We start from the raw sequence: 18,011 nt of genomic DNA, 5'->3' as shown, positions 1-18,011 counted from the left end.
TCTTGTGAAAATAATCGCATCGCTTGTCCTGTATCGTCATGCTTATGAGGATATTTCACGCACGCTGGATTCATTGCTGGCTGAGAAAAGTATTGATAAAGTTTGCATAGTTGACAATGGTGGTCATTGTAACTGGTTAAATGATTATTCTCATCCGAAAGTTTCGGTTTTAACTGTAGCAAATAATAAAGGTTTCGGTGCTGGCCATAATAAAGCCTTTCAGGAATATAAGCATCAGTGTGAATATATGCTGATTTGTAATCCTGATATCAGCTTTGGCTGCGGAGAAGTTGATTCTCTTTATCGATTTACTAAAGAAAATAATCTTTCACTGACTATTCCTAAAGTGATTTACCCCGATGGAACTCTTCAGCATAGTTGTAAGCTGTTGCCGACGCCTTATCAGTTATTTATGCGACGCTTTTGCTCGCGTTATATGAAAGTTTCAAATAGCGATTATGAGCTGCATCAAGCTGATTATAGTCGTCCATTTTATGCTCCTTCACTTTCTGGCTGCTTCATGCTTATCAGCCGGCAGGCGCTCGATCATACCAATGGATTTGACGAACACTTTTTCCTCTATATGGAAGATGTGGATCTCTCCAGGCGTGTCTCCGCTTCCGGGCTGGGCATCCAGTATTGTCCTGAATCCACCGTTGTGCATGAATCGCAACGACGCTCATACCAGGATGCTAAATTCCTTTTCTACCACATTGTTTCCGCTGTCCGTTATTTCAACAAATGGGGCTGGTTTAACGATCGTGAAAGAGAGCAGTTTAACGCTAAATGCCTTTCACAGTTTAACTGTAAGAATTCGTAATAAGACAGGTTAGAGATTTTACTTATTGTCGCCTCTCTTATTGTTTAGCAGTGCTTTCCTTCAACACGACCTTAGTGTTACGGATAACATTCTTTAAAAAAATGTTGTATGGTAATCGCTAAGTTAAAATTGTCTGAATTCATAAGTGGGATAGAGCTGAACGGCTCTGTATATATCGATCAGGAGTAAAATATGTCCAAGCAACAGATCGGCGTTGTAGGTATGGCAGTGATGGGCCGCAATCTGGCTCTTAACATTGAGAGCCGCGGTTACACTGTTTCAATCTTCAACCGTTCACGCGAAAAGACTGATGAAGTCATCGCTGAGAACCCGGGCAAGAAACTTGCTCCTTTTTACACCGTTGAAGAGTTTGTCGAATCGCTGGAAAAACCTCGTCGTATCCTGCTGATGGTTCAGGCGGGTGAAGCGACCGATAAGACTATCGCCTCTCTGACTCCACACCTGGATAAAGGCGACATTCTGATTGATGGTGGTAACACCTTCTACAAAGACACTATCCGTCGTAACAAAGAGCTGTCTGACCAGGGCTTCAACTTCATCGGTACCGGTGTTTCTGGTGGGGAAGAGGGCGCACTGAAAGGCCCATCTATCATGCCTGGTGGCCAGAAAGAAGCCTATGAGCTGGTTGCGCCAATCCTGGATAAGATTGCAGCACGTGCCGAAGATGGTGAAGCCTGTGTGGCTTACATCGGTCCAAATGGCGCGGGTCACTATGTGAAGATGGTTCACAACGGCATCGAATATGGCGACATGCAGCTGATTGCCGAAGCTTACGCACTGCTGAAAGGCGCACTGGGTCTGAATAACGAAGAGCTGGCTGAAACCTTCACCGACTGGAACAACGGCGAGCTGAGCAGCTACCTGATCGACATCACCAAAGATATCTTCACCAAGAAAGATGAAGACGGTAAATACCTGGTTGATGTGATTCTGGATGAAGCAGCGAACAAAGGTACCGGTAAGTGGACCAGCCAGAGCTCGCTGGATCTCGGCGAACCTCTGTCCCTGATCACTGAATCTGTCTTCGCGCGTTATCTTTCTTCGCTGAAAACCCAGCGTGTCGCGGCGTCTAAAGTCCTGAGCGGTCCACAGGCGCAGGCCTTCACCGGCGATAAAGCTGAGTTTATCGAGAAAGTTCGTCGTGCTCTGTACCTGGGTAAAATCGTCTCTTATGCGCAGGGCTTCTCACAGCTGCGTGCGGCATCAGAAGAGAACAACTGGGATCTGCACTACGGCGAAATCGCGAAGATTTTCCGTGCTGGCTGCATCATCCGTGCCCAGTTCCTGCAGAAGATTACTGATGCTTATGAAGCCGATGCAGGCATCGCTAACCTGCTGCTGGCGCCTTACTTCAAAGATATCGCGGATCAGTATCAGCAGGCGCTGCGTGATGTCGTTTCTTACGCCATCCAGAACGGTATTCCGACGCCGACCTTCTCGGCAGCGATTGCTTACTACGACAGCTATCGTTCAGAAGTCCTGCCTGCTAACCTGATTCAGGCGCAGCGTGACTACTTCGGTGCCCATACTTACAAGCGCATTGATAAAGACGGTGTATTCCACACCGAGTGGTTAGATTAATCACTAAAAAGGGCTTCCCTCGGGAAGCCCTTTTTTTATCCCACCAGTAAATCCCCATTCCGAATCTCTTTCTCTCCCGCCAGCCTCACCACCAGCATGCCTGCTGTAGCAAACCTCACCCAGTGCCGTGCATAGAGAATACCGCCATGCTCCGCCACCAGCGGGGTGATGTGATCCGTCAGTGGATCGACAATCTCAGCCACTACCTCTCCCGGACGAATCTCTGCGCCCAGCGGTTTACGATGCAGAATCAATCCTGACACCGGCGAGTGAATATATTCACAGCCAGCCAGAGGTGTCGGCGGGTTTTTCAGGGCAGGGGAGGAGGCCGCAGAACCCTCACTATGGCGTTCTTTGATCACGCCAGTCTCTCCCGGCGCTTCAGCCGCATCGGGTACGGTTAAACCGATGGAGCCGTCATTGATGGCCACCACATCATCCCCGCCTGCGCTCGCGGGGACCAGCTCATCGCCGCCAATAACGGGCGCGGCCACTTCCACAGAAATCGAAGGTTCGCTGTAGCCGATATAGCCCCCCTCCTGCAACGCTGAAATAATGGCATCCGCATCCTTTTCCGCCTGCTCAGGCGAGACATCACGCACGCCACGCAGCTCCAGTGTCACCGGCAGCAGCCCGCGTGGCATCGGATAATCTTTGCCAAACCGCTCCGCCAGCGTCAGCCAGGGTTCGCAGCAGGCTTCATCAAAGGGTTCGCCGCCGGAGATTTGCGCCAGCAACTGCACTTCACTGCCCAGCCAGCGTGCCAGCGGCTCAATATCCGGCCACGCATGCGGGGTGGTGTAGAGATGCGGTACAGCTTCCCAGTCGCAGTGCAGGTCAATCATCAGATCGGCCTGGCTGGCCATTCGCATCAGCGTGTAGCGCTGTGCATCCAGTTCGGTCTTAGGGACGGTATCGCGGTAGTGGCGATCGATCGCATCGCGGATCAGGCTTCTGTTCTGCGATTCACTCTGGGTCAGGCTCTCAGCCAGCCCGGCCGCCAGGGTGGTGCCCAGGGAGGGGAAACGGCGATTAAAATCCTGACCGGAGAGGGTATGAAAACGTCCGAGGTGAGTACCGTGCCAGTGCTGGCCCAGTGCCAGAGGATTGGCAACCGGCACCAGCGTAAAGGCGGCTTTGAGTTGCCCGGCGGATTCCAGCGCCTGCAGCCGCTGCTTCAGGAACCACGCCACCGCCATCCCCGGCAGTTCATCGCCGTGCAATGCCGCCTGGATATAGACCTGACGCTCATGATCCTGAGCAAAGTGAAAGCTGATGATTTCACGCTGGGTGCCTAAAGAGGCGCTTAACAGTGGATGATGTTGTTGATGCATACCGTGTTAATGTCCTTTAATCGGCAAAGGACGACAGCGCGCCGTCCCGAAAAGGTTAGAGTATAGTGCCGGATCGCAGTGAGGACGAAAATGGGGCCTGCGACACTACTGCTGAATAGAGATATCCGTGGCGAAGTAGCGCTTCTGAATCTCATCAAAGGTGCCGTTCTTTTTGATGTCGGCAAAGGCGTTATCCAGCGCGGTTTTCAGCTCAGTATCGCCTTTACGCAGGCCAATCGCCGTGCCGGGGCCGATGATCGGATCCTGAATAATCGGGCCGGCCAGCTCAAACTCTTTGCCCTGTGGCTGTTTGAGGAATCCGATAGCCGCCTGTGCCGCATCGGTAAAGACCGCGTCCAGCCTGCCTGAAACCAGATCGCTTTCTACCTGTGCCTGATCGCCATAAGGGACGACGGTCACACCATGAGGCTGCCATTTCGCCAGGGCATAGCGCTCCTGAACCGTTCCCTGTTCCACGCCAACCGTTTTTCCTTTCAGAGACTCGACGGTGGGCAGGATGCCGGCGCCTTTACGGGCAATCAGTTGCGTGTGGGTGTCATACAGCGGCACGGTAAAGTCAATCTGCTTCAGGCGCTCTTCCGTAATGCCCATATCTGACAGGATGGCATCAAACTTACGTGCTTTCAGCGCGGGAATCATGCCGTCAAACTGGCTTTCGACCCAGACGCATTTCGCCTGCATCTGTTTACAGAGTGCGTTGCCCAGGTCAATGTCAAAGCCGACCAGCTTGCCCTGGGGCGTTTTCGATTCAAATGGCGGATAGGTCGGGTCGACCGCGAAACGCACCTGTTCAATTTTTGCCTGCGCGCCAAATGCACAGCCTGCCAGAAGGGTGAGAGCCAGCGTCTGACGCAGGCGTTGCGTGAAAATGTTCATGATTTTGCTCTTATTCTGTCGTGATGAGTGATTATGCAGAGTATCGCCGGGCTGCCGGGATGGCAATTATTGCGTTATCTCTATCACGTCAGCCTTGCACAGCGCCCGGTAGTCTTCGGTGTTCAGGATCACTGAGCGCTCCAGCAGACCGGCGTTAAATGCGATCTCCGGATAACGTTCAAACAGCGCGGGGTCCACAATCAGTCGGAGGTCGGGATGAAAGCTGAACGGCGGTATCGCCCCGAATACGCAGCCGGTCAGTTGGTCGGTTTCTGCCGGACTGGCCAGTGACGCGCGTCGTCCGCCCACCGCGTCGGCAACCTTATTCAGATCGGCCTGCCGATCGGCGGGTAACACGGCCAGCACATGCTGTTTAACGCCGTTGCCTTTGACATGACAGACCAGCGCTTTCGCGCCCTGACCGATTTCGGTGCCGCGTATTGCCGCGACGGCTTCACATTTACCGGTCGCCTCATGCTCCATCAGGCGATAGCGCGCCTGATGCTGGTCGAGAAGGGCGATTAACTTTTCATGGGTGGTCATGGTCTTCTCCCGGGTAGATGGGCGGTGTTCACGAAAGGGGAGCGGTGCAGGATGTGAGAAGAATCCTGCTCAGAATCCGCATAAAAACGGTATTCTGAGCAGGTTGTTGCACATTTACTGATGGCGGTCGCGCAGGTTATTGATCACCGTGCTGAAGTCGAGATCCTGATCCTGCAACAGCACCATCAGATGATAGACCAGGTCTGAGGCTTCATTGGTGAGCTCATGCCGGTCGTTGACGGTTGCCGCCAGCGCGGTTTCCACCCCTTCTTCACCCACTTTCTGCGCGATACGCTTGGTGCCGCTGGCGTAGAGGCGGGCGGTGTAAGAGCTCTCCGGATCGGCTGTTTTGCGCGAAGCGAGCAGCTGCTCCAGCTGGTAAAGGAAGGTCCACTCCGGTGCCGCGGGGGAGAAGCAGCTGCTGGTGCCCAGATGGCAGGTCGGGCCAATCGGATTGGCCAGGATCAGCAGCGTGTCGTTGTCGCAGTCTGGCGTAATGCTGACCACCTGCAGAAAGTTGCCGGAGGTTTCACCTTTGGTCCACAAACGGTTTTTGGTACGGGAGAAAAAGGTGACGTTGCCTTCAGCCAGCGTTTTTTCCAGTGCCGCCGGATTCATGTAGCCATGCATCAGGACTTCGCCTGAGACATTGTGCTGCACGATGACCGGCATCATGCCTTCTGTTTTGTCCCAGTCGAGCTGAGCCTGTTGTTGTTCGGTTAGCACGCGCGAATCTCCACTCCGTTGTCGATCAGGAAGCTCTTCAGCTCACCGATATTAATAATCTGCTTATGGAATACCGAGGCGGCCAGCGCCCCATCAACATTGGCTTCGGTAAAGGCTTCCAGGAAGTGCTGCATCGTACCTGCGCCGCCAGAGGCGATCAGCGGCACCTTGCAGACATCCCGCATTTTCTTCAGCTGCACCAGGTCATAGCCATTACGCACGCCATCCTGATTCATCATGTTCAGCACGATTTCACCCGCGCCCAGCTTCTGCACTTCCTGCACCCACTCCAGCGTTTCCCACTGGGTCACGCGGGTGCGCGCTTCGTCACCGGTGTATTGATTAACCTGATATTTGCCGCTGCTCTCATCGAACCAGGTGTCGATCCCGACCACAATACACTGCACGCCGAAACGGTCCGCGAGGCGGGTGATCAGCGTCGGGTCAGCCAGCGCCGGTGAGTTGATCGAAATCTTATCCGCACCAAATTCCAGGATACGCGCCGCATCTTCGGGGGTTTTGATACCGCCCGCTACGCAGAACGGAATATCGATGACTTCCGCTACCCGCGACACCCAGCTCTTGTCCACGACCCGGCCATCGGAGGAGGCGGTGATGTCGTAGAACACCAGTTCGTCGGCCCCTTCGGCGGCGTAGCGCTGGGCCAGCGGCACGATGTCACCGATGATCTCGTGATTACGAAACTGTACGCCTTTGACCACCTGGCCGTCACGCACATCAAGGCAGGGAATTATCCGTTTTGCCAGCATGAGATCGCCTCCGAAACAGTGAATTTATCTTCCAGCAGCGCACGACCGACAATAACGCCCTGAACACCGCTGCCGCGCAGGGCGGCGATATCATTAAGTTCGCCAATGCCGCCAGAGGACTGGAAGGCGACGGACGGGAAGCGTGCGGTCACTTCCTTATAGAGGGCGACGTTGGAGCCACTGAGGGTGCCGTCACGGGAGATATCCGTGCAGAGCACGTGCTTCAGGCCCACCTGCTGGAAATCGGTAATCACCTCTTCCAGCGTCACGCCAGCCGCTTCCTGCCAGCCGCTGATGGCCACTTCTTTACGGTTACTTGCGTCGATACGCACATCCAGCGCCAGCACGATCGCCTCAGCGCCAAACTCGGCAAACCACCGTTTGACCTCTTCCGGCTGTTTGATGGCGGTGGAACCCACCACCACACGACTGGCACCGGCTTCCAGCAGGGCGTGCACATCGTCACGGCTGCGGATGCCTCCACCGACCTGCACCGTCACATCCACCCCTTCCAGCAGGGTTTTCAGCAGGGGGATCTGACGCTTCGCCGGATCTTTCGCGCCGGTCAAATCTACCAGATGCAGAACGGTTGCGCCCTGACGAACGTAATCCTGCAGACGTGGCAGCGGGTCACTGCCGTAATCGCGCTGCTGCCCATAATCGCCCTGATGCAGACGAACGACTTTACCGTCGATTAAATCTAACGCGGGGATAATCATTACATCTCCAGGAAATTTTTCAGCAACTGTGCGCCCGCTTTGCCCGAACGCTCCGGGTGGAACTGGACGCCGAAGAAGTTATCCTTCTGCACCGCTGCGGTGAAGGCTTCGCCGTAGTGACACTGTGCGATGGTGCTGGCGTTGACCGGCATGGCGTAGCTGTGAACAAAGTAGAAATAGCTGCCATCGTCGATGCCGCGGAACAGGTGATTGCCCGCCTGCGCGGTAATCTGGTTCCAGCCCATGTGCGGCAGCGGCAGACCCTGCGTGTCCATCAACGAAACCGGTTCATCAATAATGCCCAGCGTCGGCACGCCGCCGTTTTCATCGCTGCCGCGTCCCAGCAGCTGCATCCCCAGACAGATCCCCAGCACGGGCTGGGTACAGGCTTTCACCAGATCGATCAGGTCACGCTCTTCCAGCTGCGTCATCGCCGCCTTCGCGGTGCCAACGCCCGGCAGAAACAGTTTGTCAGCGCGCAGGACCACATCAGGATCGCGGCTGACTTCCGGGCGGTAGCCCAGACGTTCAATCGCCCATTTCACTGAGGAGAGGTTGGCGCACCCGGTATCCATGATCACCACGTTCATCACAGCACTCCTTTCGAGCTCGGCAGGGTATTACCCTCTACGCGAATCGCCTGGCGCAGCGTACGACCAAAGGCTTTGAACAGGCTCTCGACACGGTGATGGTCGTTCTTGCCTTTGGTTTTGAGATGCAGGGTGCTCATCATGGCGTAAGAGAGCGAGCTGAAGAAGTGCTCGACCATCTCGGTGCTGAGGTCACCCACGCGCTGGTAGTTGAACTCGGCTTTAAACTCGATGTGCGGACGGCCGGAGATATCGAGCGCACAGCGCGCCAGGCATTCGTCCATCGGCAGCACGAAGCCAAAACGGCCAATACCGCGTTTGTCGCCCAGTGCTTTCAGCAGCGCTTCTCCCAGGGCCAGACCGGTATCTTCCACCGTGTGGTGATCGTCAATGTAGAGATCGCCTTTCACTTCAATGTGCATGCGGAAACCGCCGTGCACCGCAATCTGGTCCAGCATGTGGTCGAAGAAGCCCACGCCGGTATTGATCTTACTGCCGCCTTCGCGGTCCAGCCACAGTTCAACCCGAACCTGCGTCTCTTTGGTGTTGCGCTGCACCAGCGCATGACGATCGCGCTGGGTCAGACGCTGCTGGATGGTCTGCCAGCTCTGGCCATCTGCGCCGTAGCGGATAGCCTGAATGCCCATGTTCTCCGCCAGCTGAACGTCGGTCAGGCGATCGCCGATGACGTAGCTGTTGGCGGTATCGAGCGCGCCTTCTGCCAGCCAGGCTTCCACCATTCTGATTTTCGGCTTGCGGCAATCGCAGTGGTCGTCCGGCATATGCGGGCAGATCAGCACATCATCAAACGCGATACCCTGTGAGGTCAGCACCTGCATCATCAGATTGTGCGGACCATCGAAGTCCGCCTGCGGGAAACTGGCGGTGCCCAGACCATCCTGATTGGTGATCATCACCAGCCGATAACCGGCGGCCTGGAGCGCCAGCAGCGCCGGGATAACGTCTGGCTCAAACGCCAGCTTATCCAGTCGGTCAACCTGATAATCTTCAGGCGGCTCAGAGATAAGGGTGCCATCGCGGTCAATAAAAAGGGTCTTCTGGCTCATGCTTGCTCCACAGAAAAGGCTTGCAGCGCGGCGATCACTCGTTCGCACTCTTCACGCGTGCCGATAGAGATGCGCAGGCATCCCGACAGGCCTGGGTTTTTGTTTTGATCACGCAGGATAATGCCCTGATCCCATAAGGTTTTGAAGACCCTGGGCGAATCGGTAAAGCGCGCCAGCACATAGTTGGTTTCACTGGGGAAAACCTGCTCCACGCAGCTGAGCTGAGCCAGTGCATCCAGCAGCCAGCCGCGACTGGCATTCAGCTGCGCCACATGCTCACGCATCAGGGCGATACCCTGCTCGCTGAGTGCCTGACCCGCAACGTCGGCCACGGGGGTCGCCAGCGGGTAGGGGGCAATGACCTTCATCAGCAGGTCGATCACCGGCTTATTCGCCAGCGCAAAGCCACAACGCAGGCCTGCCAGCGCAAAGGCTTTCGAGAGCGTACGCAGGATCACCAGATGCGGATAATCCTTAAGCCATCCGGTCAGGGTCGCCTGCGGGCAGAACTCAATATAGGCCTCATCGGCCACGACCAGCGCTTTTCCGGCGGTCATTGCCAGCAACTGACGGATATCTTCCTGATTGATCAGGTTACCGGTCGGGTTGTTGGGGCTGCAGAGATAAACGACTTTAACGCCTTCCAGCTGCTCTGCAATCGCGGGCAGGTTCAGCTGCCAGCCGTCCAGCGCGGGAGCGGTGCGGTATTCGATGCCGATGGTTTCGGCGCTGACACTGTACATGCCATAGGTCGGTGGACAGAACAGAATCGCATCCTGACCCGGCTCACAGAAGGCGCGCATGATCAGTTCAATGGCTTCATCCGCGCCGCGGCTCACCAGCACCTGCTCGGGTGTTAAGCCTGCGTAGGCGGCATAGCGCTCAATCACGATTTTCGGCTGACACTCGGGATAGCGGTTCAGCGTCTGCTGCGACAGCTCAAACGGCACCGGCAGCGGAAACTCGTTGGCGTTAAGCCAGACATCGCCGTTACCACCCAGACGACGCGCCGACATATAGGGGGTCAGCGCGCGCACATTGGCGCGCGCCAGCTGCTCAATATCCTGACTCATGCTTGCTCCTTCAGTGCGGCAACGCGCAGGGTGACGGCATTCCTGTGGGCATCCAGCTGCTCAGCGGCGGCCAGGGTTTCAATCGTCGCGGCCAGGTTCAGGAAACCCTGCGGCGTCAGCTCCTGCACCGTCATGCGTTTCTGAAAATCGGCCAGTCCCAGGCTGGAACAGGTCGCGGTGTAACCGTAAGTTGGCAGGACGTGGTTAGTGCCTGACGCGTAATCCCCCGCCGACTCCGGCGACCAGTCGCCCAGGAAGACGGAACCGGCGCTGGTGATGGTGTCCACCAGCTCGCGCGGCTGACGGGTCTGCAGAATCAGGTGCTCCGGGCCGTAGAGGTTAGAAATCGCCACGCACTCTTCAAGGTCACGCGCCACGATCAGGCGACTGCTCTCCAGCGCCTGACGGGCGGTGGCTGCACGCGGAAGCTGTGCCAGCTGCTGTTCAACCGCCTCCGCAACTGCCTCAGCCAGCTTCAGGGAAGGCGTCAGCAGAATCACCTGTGAATCGGGGCCGTGCTCCGCCTGAGAAAGCAGATCAGAGGCGACAAACGCGGGCGTCGCCCCCTCATCGGCGATCACCAGCACTTCAGAGGGACCCGCCGGCATATCGATTGCCGCGCCATCCAGGCGCTGACTCACCTGACGTTTTGCCTCAGTGACCCATGCGTTGCCCGGACCAAAAATCTTGTCCACGCGCGGCACTGTTTCCGTGCCGAAAGCCATGGCGGCGATAGCCTGCGCGCCGCCCACCTGAAAGACCTCTTCAACACCACACAGCTGCGCGGCATAAAGGATCTCATCGGCAATCGGCGGAGGTGAACAGAGCACCACGCGCCCGCATCCGGCGATGCGTGCCGGTGTTGCCAGCATCAGCACGGTTGAGAAGAGCGGGGCGGAACCGCCGGGGATATAGAGCCCGACCGATTTCACCGGACGGGTAATCTGCTGGCAGCGCACGCCAGGCTGTGTTTCCACATCCACGGGCGGCAGGATCTGGGCATTGTGGAAGGTTTCGATATTCTTCACCGCCACAGCCATCGCCTGCTTCAGCGCGTCACTCAGACGGGCGCTGGCTTCTGCGATTTGCTGCGGGGTCACGCGCAGATGGTCAACCTGCGCCTTGTCAAACCGGGCGCTGAACTGGCGCAGCGCCTCATCACCACCGGACTTCACCTGCTCCAGGACGTCGCGCACCGTCTGTGTGACGTTGTCAGAGGCGGCAATCGCAGGACGTAACAGCAGCGCCTGCTGCTGTTCCGGGGTGCACTGCTGCCATTCAATCGGGGTAGAAAAGGCCATGGCTTACTCCATCATCTTCTCAATTGGCAGCACCAGAATCGAACTGGCACCCAGTGACTTCAGTTTTTCCATCGTTTCCCAGAACAGGGTTTCGCTGCTGACCATGTGCATCGCCACGCGGCTGACATCTCCCGCCAGCGGCAGCACGGTCGGGCGCTCTGCGCCAGGCAGCAGGCTGATCACCTCTTCAAGGCGCTCACTCGGCGCGTGCAGCATGATGTACTTCGATTCGCGCGCTTTGATCACGCCCTGAATACGGGTCATCATCTTGTCAATCAGCTCCTGCTTGGCGGCAGGCATCTCGCCGTCGCGCTGAATCAGGACGGCTTTTGAACGATAGATCACTTCCACTTCACGCAGGCCATTGGCCTCCAGCGTGGCCCCGGTGGAGACCAGGTCGCAGATGGCGTCAGCCAGACCGGCGCGGGTCGCAACTTCAACGGAACCGTTCAGCATACAGGTTTTGAAGCTGACGCCTTTTTTATCGAGGTACTGCTTTAACAGGTGCGGATAGGAGGTGGCGATACGGGCGTTGTCGAGGCACTGCGGACCGGTGTACTCGTCATCGGTTCCCATCGCCAGCGACAGGCGGCAGCCGCCGAAGTCGAGGCGGCGCAGGGTAAAATAACGCGGGTCTTCACCCTGCGTCCGGCGTGAGAGTAACTCCTCTTCCAGCACGTTCTCACCGATGATGCCTAAATCGACCACACCATCCATGACCAGGCCAGGAATATCGTCATCGCGCACGCGCAGGATGTCGATGGGCATGTTCTCCGCAAACGCAATCAGGCGCTGTTGCTGAAGGTTGATTTTAACGCCGCAGCGCGCCAGCAGTTCGCGTGAATCATCACTTAAACGGCCAGATTTCTGCATAGCTATGCGTAAACGGGTGTTATCTAACATGGTTCCTGTCCTCTTAATCCTGTCCTGAATGTGTGGTTACGTCAGCCCATAAAAAAACCCCCGGAAGACGATCTTCCGGGGGTTTTCTTGCGTTCGCACCACTGGAAGATCTTGAAAGTCTTCCAGCACCAATCGCCTGAAAGACTAGTCAGGATGATGGTGGTGATGATGGTTAAACTGAACGCGTGTCATAATAATCTCGTCGATGAATGAGTATTCATTTGTGGGGTTTAACCTAGCGAAGATGCGTGCCGTTGGCAACACTTTTTTATAGGCCCGGTTCGGAAAGCACTGAAACAGGTTGTCCTGGTTTGCAATCCGGGGGCAAACTACGGTGAAGTCAGGGTGGATGTTTTACGTCAGGAGTCAATATGAAGAAGGTCGCGATTGTGGGACTGGGCTGGTTGGGCATGCCGCTGGCCACGGCGTTAACGGCGCGGGGCTTGCAGGTAACAGGCAGTAAAACTACGCCGGACGGTGTTGAGGCGGCCCGCCGCTGCGGCATTGAGGCCTTTCAGCTGGAGCTGACGCCTGAGCTGGTGTGTGATGCCGCCGATATCGAACCGCTGTTCAATGTTGATGCGCTGATCGTGACGCTGCCCGCCAGCCGCACCGCAGAAGGGGGCGAGGCCTATCTGCAGGCGGTGCAGAATGTGGTCGATACCGCGCTGGTTTACAGGGTGCCACGCATTATCTTTACCAGCTCCACCTCTGTGTATGGCAGCAGCTCCGGGCCTAAGCGGGAAAACAGCCCGCTGACTGCCGAAACCGTCGCCGGAAAGACGCTGGTGAAACTGGAAAACTGGCTGCACGATCTGCCTGGCACCAGCGTCGATGTTGTTCGTCTGGCGGGTCTGGTCGGGCCCAAACGCCATCCGGGACGCTTCCTGGCGGGGAAACAGGATGTGGCTAATGGTTCGCAGGGCGTCAATCTGGTGCACCTCGATGATGTGGTTGAGGCCATTACGCTGCTGCTGCAGTCGCCGAAAGGGGGCCGGACCTATAACCTCTGTGCGCCGAAGCACCCCTCCCGTGACACCTTTTACCCGGCGGTGACGCGCCAGCTTGGGCTGCAGCCGCCTCAGTTCGCGCCCGAGGCAGTGAAAGAGAGCGGTAAGCTGATTGACGGGTCGCGTATCTGCAGCGAACTGGGCTTTGAATATCGCTATGACGATCCGGTGAAGATGCCGCTGGAGTAAGGCGCTGAACACCGTTTTGCGGGAGCCGGCTGCTCCCGCTGCATCTTCTCCTGTTCTGACTATTTTGTAGTTACAACATACTTGTAGCAAGATACCGGGGCTAACCGTGCCCGTTTGAAATCCGGTAGTTCAGTCGGGCAGGCAGCGGTGACCGTCACTTACCTCACAACGATAAGCCCTCCCCGCGGCTTTTCATTTTACAAGCATCGAGTAGGATCTGTGCTTTCAGATACGCCATTGATGCAGTTGCCCGGAGTTGAACCCAGCTTAACTACGACAACGTTATTAATTTTAAATACCGAATCTTTAGCAGGCCATAACGGAGCTGAGTTTATTTTTTCAATCTCTGGCTTTATTTCATCAAAGGAAGTCGGAATTATTTTTGCTATTGCGGTAGCATTCATAAAAGCCGAAATTCGTGCGGAGTTTCCGGCATCCCAGTTGAGGAAAGAGCTTCCAAACATGTCGTGGTTGGTAGGTTTATCAACCGAGTCAACGTTGAGTGCACCATAGAAATAGATCCTGACTGGCCTGTCTGGTGGCGTACCAACATATTTGTATATGTCGTTAGCAATAAAAGACGACACATTATAATCCTGATTATAAGAGAGATAACCGGTGTAGAAGAGTTTGCTGGATGAAGCGGTTCCATAGAGTAAAACAATCACAGGAACAGCCCATAAAATCCTCTTTTCAGCATAGAGAGTAAATAGGATAACACCCGATGCTGCGAAAGATATAGCAAGGCAATTCATCGCTCTGGGAGGCAAGAATCCGCCGATTATTACGTTCATCAGGAACGGCGATAGTATTACAGCGGCTGCTGAAAGCAGAAAAACAAAGCGGTTTTTAATGGGGCTGACAAAAATTACAACAAGAAAAAGTAACGAAAAGGCATAGATACTCAGCCCATAAGGGGCATTAAAAGAAAAATAATCAATTATGAATGCTACTATAGACTTTATAGTTTCATTTACGGGTTGATGAATCCAGCCAATCATGTTGAGAAAGTATGACTCTGAACTTTTACCAAAATGCCATTGAATGATCTTTGTCAGTAATGAATAGGCGACAGCAGCAACAATCATTACAATAACAGGTTTGAACACGATGTTTTTGAATGTTAAATCAGACTTGTTGTTGGCAATAGCATAGCAAATATAAGAAGCAATGATTGATACAGGATGGAAAATTATAGACTGATAAATCGAAACGGAAAATGTTAATGCGATTACAGGTGTTATAATACTCAGTAAAAATCCTTTTTTTCTTAATGTAAGATAAGTTGATACAGAGGATAGAAGCACGGCTGTAGCTAATGTATCTGATTGGTTAGAGAATTCTAGCTGATATGCAAACTGAGGCAGGGCAGAGTAAAGAATCGAGAAAAATACAGACTGTTGCGTATTTAGGCCTAACGTTTTTGAGATAACAGAGCATGAAAGGGCAAGTATAACCAGAGACAATATTTCAGTATAAAATGTAATAAATGGCTCAGGAAAGATTGTTGATTTGAGCAACACATGTCCCCACCGACCCATACTGATAGTGTGAGCAATATTATTACTAAATTCCTCATCAATAGATAGGGTGAAGTGGGTAAGTTCAAAAAAGTAAACGATGAATAATACTAATAACGATGATATGAATTAAACTAAAAGAGTTTCTTTTTTTAAGGCGGCTTTAAGTTCCATCAGAAAAATCTCTAGGTGAATTTTACTTTCAGTAAAGAAAAATGCCCTAAAAGGGCAAGTTTCATTACTTTTTGATCAGATGCATTTTCCAACCTGGTGGATTAATGCTTATATCTGCTTCAGTTCCCGGTGGGGAATTTTCAAACAATCTGATTTGCTCTTTATAGCCAACTTCAAAATAAGGATATATATGAAAATGTCTGATGTACATTGTCGCCATTAAAATATTCAGGCACAACAATGCGATTGCTGGCCTCTTTGTTTTGCTTGTCAGAAAAGTTATAAAGCTGAAAAAGGCTATGTTTGTCACAAAAAAATATCGTTCTCCGCCCAAGGGTGATAAAAATAAAGGCCACTGTGGGTCTGTCATGCTCATCATTGGCTTAGCAAGAGCAAATCCGAGCATCAGTGATGGAAAAAGAAGTATGGACTTATAGCGCCATCCTGATTTTAAAGCATAATATAATATGGATGTTATTATTATTACATTTAACGCAATGGATGCCTGATTGCCATTTATGCCTGGCTTCCAGGTGTTATCAATAAGAGCGCCACGAATAATGCGATAAAAAGTAATATCAGAGAATAACTGAATACTTGCGCCTAAAGGGGCCGATGAACGGGTAGCGCCAGATGAAGTTAGAATTGTATATAATTGAATTAAAAAACAAAGTGTAAAAACGATATCGAAGGAGTTAATTTTCCTAACGGCGTTAACAATTCCGCCATGTTGGCATACTCGCTTCATGAGTAGACACGGAGCGATGAAAATTACAAATGGCCCACTTAGCCCACTGACTATCAATAAAACATAATCGTGTATCTTCCATGCTGTTGACTCCGGCCTTTCAGACATTATTACACAGAGAAGATACATTGAAAGATACCAGTGCATATTGGTGATATTTGGATAACCTTCTGCAACGTTTGGCATCAAAAGAACGTAAAGTGCAACAGTTGCCCGATAAGCTATAGGAGCAAACTTAATACGACTTGAAAGTATGAATGCAATGAAACAAGCTCTGATTAAAATACCTATTATGTTAGCGACTAAGGCAGCTTTACTTAAACCAAAAAGCAGAGCAATACTGTAGGTCAGGCGAGATATAGTCTGAAAATAACCATTTTCAGGCATGAAAAGCGTGTTAAATATGCCGTTGTTATATGCGTCCTGTAACCAAAACCTGCCATCTTCAGCCCAGGGTTGCGCGTTTGAGATAATGTCTGGCCTTCTCATTATTATAAGAAAAACAATAATTAAAAATATTGTGGCGTTGAGAAGATACTTTTTGTTTTTTTTAATTTCTAAATTCATGAGTTCCGCCTGAACATTAAAAAAGTTATCAAACCTTTTCCCTAAATATCGCTATCATTTCTGATAATGTATCTCGGGCGTTGCTTGGTCTCGATATAAATCCTGCCGATATATTCTCCCAGCACACCGATACCAATTAGCTGAATGCCGCCCAGGAAAAGAATCGAAACCAGAATTGACGGATAACCGGCTACAGGGTTTCCCCAGATCAGCTTATCTGCAATCATCCACACGCCATAAAAAAACGAGAGCCCGGCAACAAAGAAACCGATATAGGTCCACATGCGTAAAGGAAACGTAGAGAATGACGTTATACCTTCCAGCGCAAGGTTCCAGAGTTTCCATCCATTAAATTTTGTCGACCCAGCGACGCGTTCAGCGCGCGTGTATTCGACTACCTCTGTTGTTCCACCCACCCATGAAAGAATACCTTTCATAAACAGGTTTCGCTCAGGCAGCAGCTTGATGTTATCAACCACATGGCGGGACATCAGCCTGAAATCACCCACATTCTCTTCAATCTGCGGTTTGCTGATCATGTTGTGTAATTTATAGAACCATTCAGCGCTTTTACGCTTCAGATGGCTATCGGATGAGCGATCAACCCGTTTAGCAAGCACAACATCTGCGCCTTCTTTCCACTTCGAGATCAGAAGCGGGATAACCTCGATGGGATCCTGCAGGTCTACATCGATAGGAATAACCACATCTCCGGTCGAGGCCTCAAGGCCTGCAAACAGGGCGGGTTCTTTGCCAAAATTTCGCGTAAAGCAAACATATTTGACTAACGCGTCATTTTTCATGATCGCCTGAATCTGAGATTCTGTATTGTCTGTACTGCCATCGTTGATGAAAACAATCTCAATTTCATCATCTGCAAGCGGCGTGTAATTTCTTACCGTCTGATAGAAAACAGGAAGGGCTTCCTGCTCATTCAGGACGGGAACAACAAGCGATATTTTCATTTCTTATCTCGAAAAATGATGTACTTCGAATAGACAAAGCCACATACCAGACTTATTGCTGAGAAGACGATAAGGGTTACGACCGGATTGACCTTCATCCGGTCAGCATAGGAGCCAATCATGACGGCCACCATGCCCATGAAAAACACATACATGATGTAGCGGATCGTTGTGGCTTCTGAACTGAACGTCCACTTTGCGTTTGCAAAGAAAGAGAAGGTGACAGCAACGCAGAATGCAATAAAGTTGGACAGTGACTGCTGTAACCCCTTTTCTACACAGATGGCGAAGGTAACCCAGTGAATAAGCGTGTTAATCACACCAACTGACATGTATCGTGCAAAAAGTTTCAGCATGGCAAAGTTCTGTAAAAAGTGAGGTGCAAATCCTGACACCTGGCAGCGCCAGGATCAAGAAATTGTTAAGGCCATTTTCCCAGTTCATGCAGAGAGGGGTTATGTGCATCTGGAGCAGGATTTGGATGTGCGAAGAC

General features: G+C 52.7%; 19 protein-coding genes and 1 other annotated feature. Of the genes, 3 read left to right on the top strand and 16 right to left on the bottom strand.

Features of this window, described 5'->3' with window-relative positions; all coding sequences use genetic code 11:
* The first annotated feature begins 4 nt into the window (after positions 1-4).
* Positions 5-820 (top strand): glycosyltransferase, encoded by an 816-nt coding sequence (locus tag CKF42_RS11480; RefSeq protein ID WP_111208237.1) that lies wholly within the window; start codon positions 5-7, stop codon positions 818-820.
* Between the two features lie 192 nt (positions 821-1,012).
* Positions 1,013-2,422 (top strand): NADP-dependent phosphogluconate dehydrogenase, encoded by a 1,410-nt coding sequence (gene gndA / locus CKF42_RS11475; RefSeq protein WP_111208236.1) that lies wholly within the window; start codon positions 1,013-1,015, stop codon positions 2,420-2,422.
* Between the two features lie 35 nt (positions 2,423-2,457).
* Here the strand turns inward: gndA and CKF42_RS11470 are convergent, their stop codons facing one another.
* From CKF42_RS11470 to hisL, 12 genes are all read right to left on the bottom strand, one after another.
* Complete coding sequence (locus CKF42_RS11470) at positions 2,458-3,756, bottom strand: succinylglutamate desuccinylase/aspartoacylase family protein (protein ID WP_111208235.1); 1,299 nt, start codon at positions 3,754-3,756, stop codon at positions 2,458-2,460.
* Positions 3,757-3,861: 105 nt separating this feature from the next.
* Complete coding sequence (locus CKF42_RS11465) at positions 3,862-4,653, bottom strand: ABC transporter substrate-binding protein (protein WP_111208234.1); 792 nt, start codon at positions 4,651-4,653, stop codon at positions 3,862-3,864.
* Between the two features lie 66 nt (positions 4,654-4,719).
* Positions 4,720-5,196 (bottom strand): YbaK/prolyl-tRNA synthetase associated domain-containing protein, encoded by a 477-nt coding sequence (locus CKF42_RS11460; protein ID WP_058956675.1) that lies wholly within the window; start codon positions 5,194-5,196, stop codon positions 4,720-4,722.
* 114 nt (positions 5,197-5,310) lie between these two features.
* Positions 5,311-5,922 (bottom strand): bifunctional phosphoribosyl-AMP cyclohydrolase/phosphoribosyl-ATP diphosphatase HisIE, encoded by a 612-nt coding sequence (hisIE, locus tag CKF42_RS11455; protein WP_009089305.1) that lies wholly within the window; start codon positions 5,920-5,922, stop codon positions 5,311-5,313.
* Positions 5,916-6,692, bottom strand: coding sequence for an imidazole glycerol phosphate synthase subunit HisF (gene hisF, locus CKF42_RS11450; RefSeq protein WP_009089307.1), 777 nt, complete (start codon positions 6,690-6,692; stop codon positions 5,916-5,918). The genes hisIE and hisF overlap by 7 nt, the downstream gene beginning before the upstream one ends.
* Complete coding sequence (gene hisA / locus CKF42_RS11445) at positions 6,674-7,411, bottom strand: 1-(5-phosphoribosyl)-5-[(5-phosphoribosylamino)methylideneamino]imidazole-4-carboxamide isomerase (RefSeq protein ID WP_111208233.1); 738 nt, start codon at positions 7,409-7,411, stop codon at positions 6,674-6,676. The genes hisF and hisA overlap by 19 nt, the downstream gene beginning before the upstream one ends.
* A complete protein-coding gene (gene hisH / locus CKF42_RS11440) occupies positions 7,411-8,001 on the bottom strand; it encodes an imidazole glycerol phosphate synthase subunit HisH (protein WP_111208232.1) in 591 nt (196 codons plus the stop codon). Before hisH ends, hisA begins: the two co-directional genes overlap by 1 nt.
* The gene (gene hisB / locus CKF42_RS11435) at positions 8,001-9,068 is read right to left on the bottom strand and encodes a bifunctional histidinol-phosphatase/imidazoleglycerol-phosphate dehydratase HisB (RefSeq protein ID WP_111208231.1); all 1,068 of its coding nucleotides are present in this window, start codon (positions 9,066-9,068) and stop codon (positions 8,001-8,003) included. The genes hisH and hisB overlap by 1 nt, the downstream gene beginning before the upstream one ends.
* On the bottom strand, positions 9,065-10,141 hold the full coding sequence (gene hisC, locus CKF42_RS11430) for a histidinol-phosphate transaminase (RefSeq protein WP_009089314.1): 1,077 nt from the start codon (positions 10,139-10,141) through the stop codon (positions 9,065-9,067). Before hisC ends, hisB begins: the two co-directional genes overlap by 4 nt.
* Positions 10,138-11,442 (bottom strand): histidinol dehydrogenase, encoded by a 1,305-nt coding sequence (gene hisD, locus CKF42_RS11425; RefSeq protein ID WP_111208230.1) that lies wholly within the window; start codon positions 11,440-11,442, stop codon positions 10,138-10,140. Before hisD ends, hisC begins: the two co-directional genes overlap by 4 nt.
* 3 nt (positions 11,443-11,445) lie before the next feature.
* Entirely contained in the window at positions 11,446-12,345 is a 900-nt protein-coding gene (hisG, locus tag CKF42_RS11420; protein WP_111208229.1) for an ATP phosphoribosyltransferase, read from the bottom strand.
* 48 nt (positions 12,346-12,393) lie between these two features.
* Positions 12,394-12,514: a sequence feature (His leader region), on the bottom strand.
* Complete coding sequence (gene hisL / locus CKF42_RS11415; RefSeq protein ID WP_100396937.1) at positions 12,490-12,537, bottom strand: his operon leader peptide; 48 nt, start codon at positions 12,535-12,537, stop codon at positions 12,490-12,492. It overlaps the preceding feature by 25 nt.
* Before the next feature lie 179 nt (positions 12,538-12,716).
* On the opposite strand from hisL, the gene CKF42_RS11410 reads away from it, so the two are divergent.
* The gene (locus CKF42_RS11410; protein ID WP_111208228.1) at positions 12,717-13,544 is read left to right on the top strand and encodes an NAD-dependent epimerase/dehydratase family protein; all 828 of its coding nucleotides are present in this window, start codon (positions 12,717-12,719) and stop codon (positions 13,542-13,544) included.
* A 197-nt stretch (positions 13,545-13,741) separates the two neighbouring features.
* On the opposite strand, the gene CKF42_RS11405 is transcribed toward CKF42_RS11410, so the two are convergent.
* The 4 genes from CKF42_RS11405 to CKF42_RS11390 form a co-directional block, all read right to left on the bottom strand.
* Positions 13,742-15,166, bottom strand: coding sequence for a glucosyltransferase domain-containing protein (locus CKF42_RS11405; protein ID WP_255420969.1), 1,425 nt, complete (start codon positions 15,164-15,166; stop codon positions 13,742-13,744).
* Positions 15,167-15,302: 136 nt separating this feature from the next.
* Positions 15,303-16,553, bottom strand: a complete 1,251-nt coding sequence (locus CKF42_RS11400; RefSeq protein WP_111208226.1) for a glucosyl transferase — start codon at positions 16,551-16,553, stop codon at positions 15,303-15,305.
* 41 nt (positions 16,554-16,594) lie between these two features.
* Positions 16,595-17,518 carry a glycosyltransferase family 2 protein gene (locus tag CKF42_RS11395; RefSeq protein WP_111208225.1) on the bottom strand — a complete coding sequence of 308 codons (924 nt, stop codon included), beginning with the start codon at positions 17,516-17,518 and terminating at the stop codon, positions 16,595-16,597.
* Positions 17,515-17,874, bottom strand: coding sequence for a GtrA family protein (locus CKF42_RS11390; protein ID WP_111208224.1), 360 nt, complete (start codon positions 17,872-17,874; stop codon positions 17,515-17,517). Before CKF42_RS11390 ends, CKF42_RS11395 begins: the two co-directional genes overlap by 4 nt.
* Between the last annotated feature and the right edge of the window lie 137 nt (positions 17,875-18,011).

This window comes from Pantoea sp. ARC270 (genome assembly GCF_003236725.1).
Classification (GTDB): domain Bacteria; phylum Pseudomonadota; class Gammaproteobacteria; order Enterobacterales; family Enterobacteriaceae; genus Pantoea; species Pantoea anthophila.
This window is presented reverse-complemented; position numbering and strand designations above follow the sequence as displayed.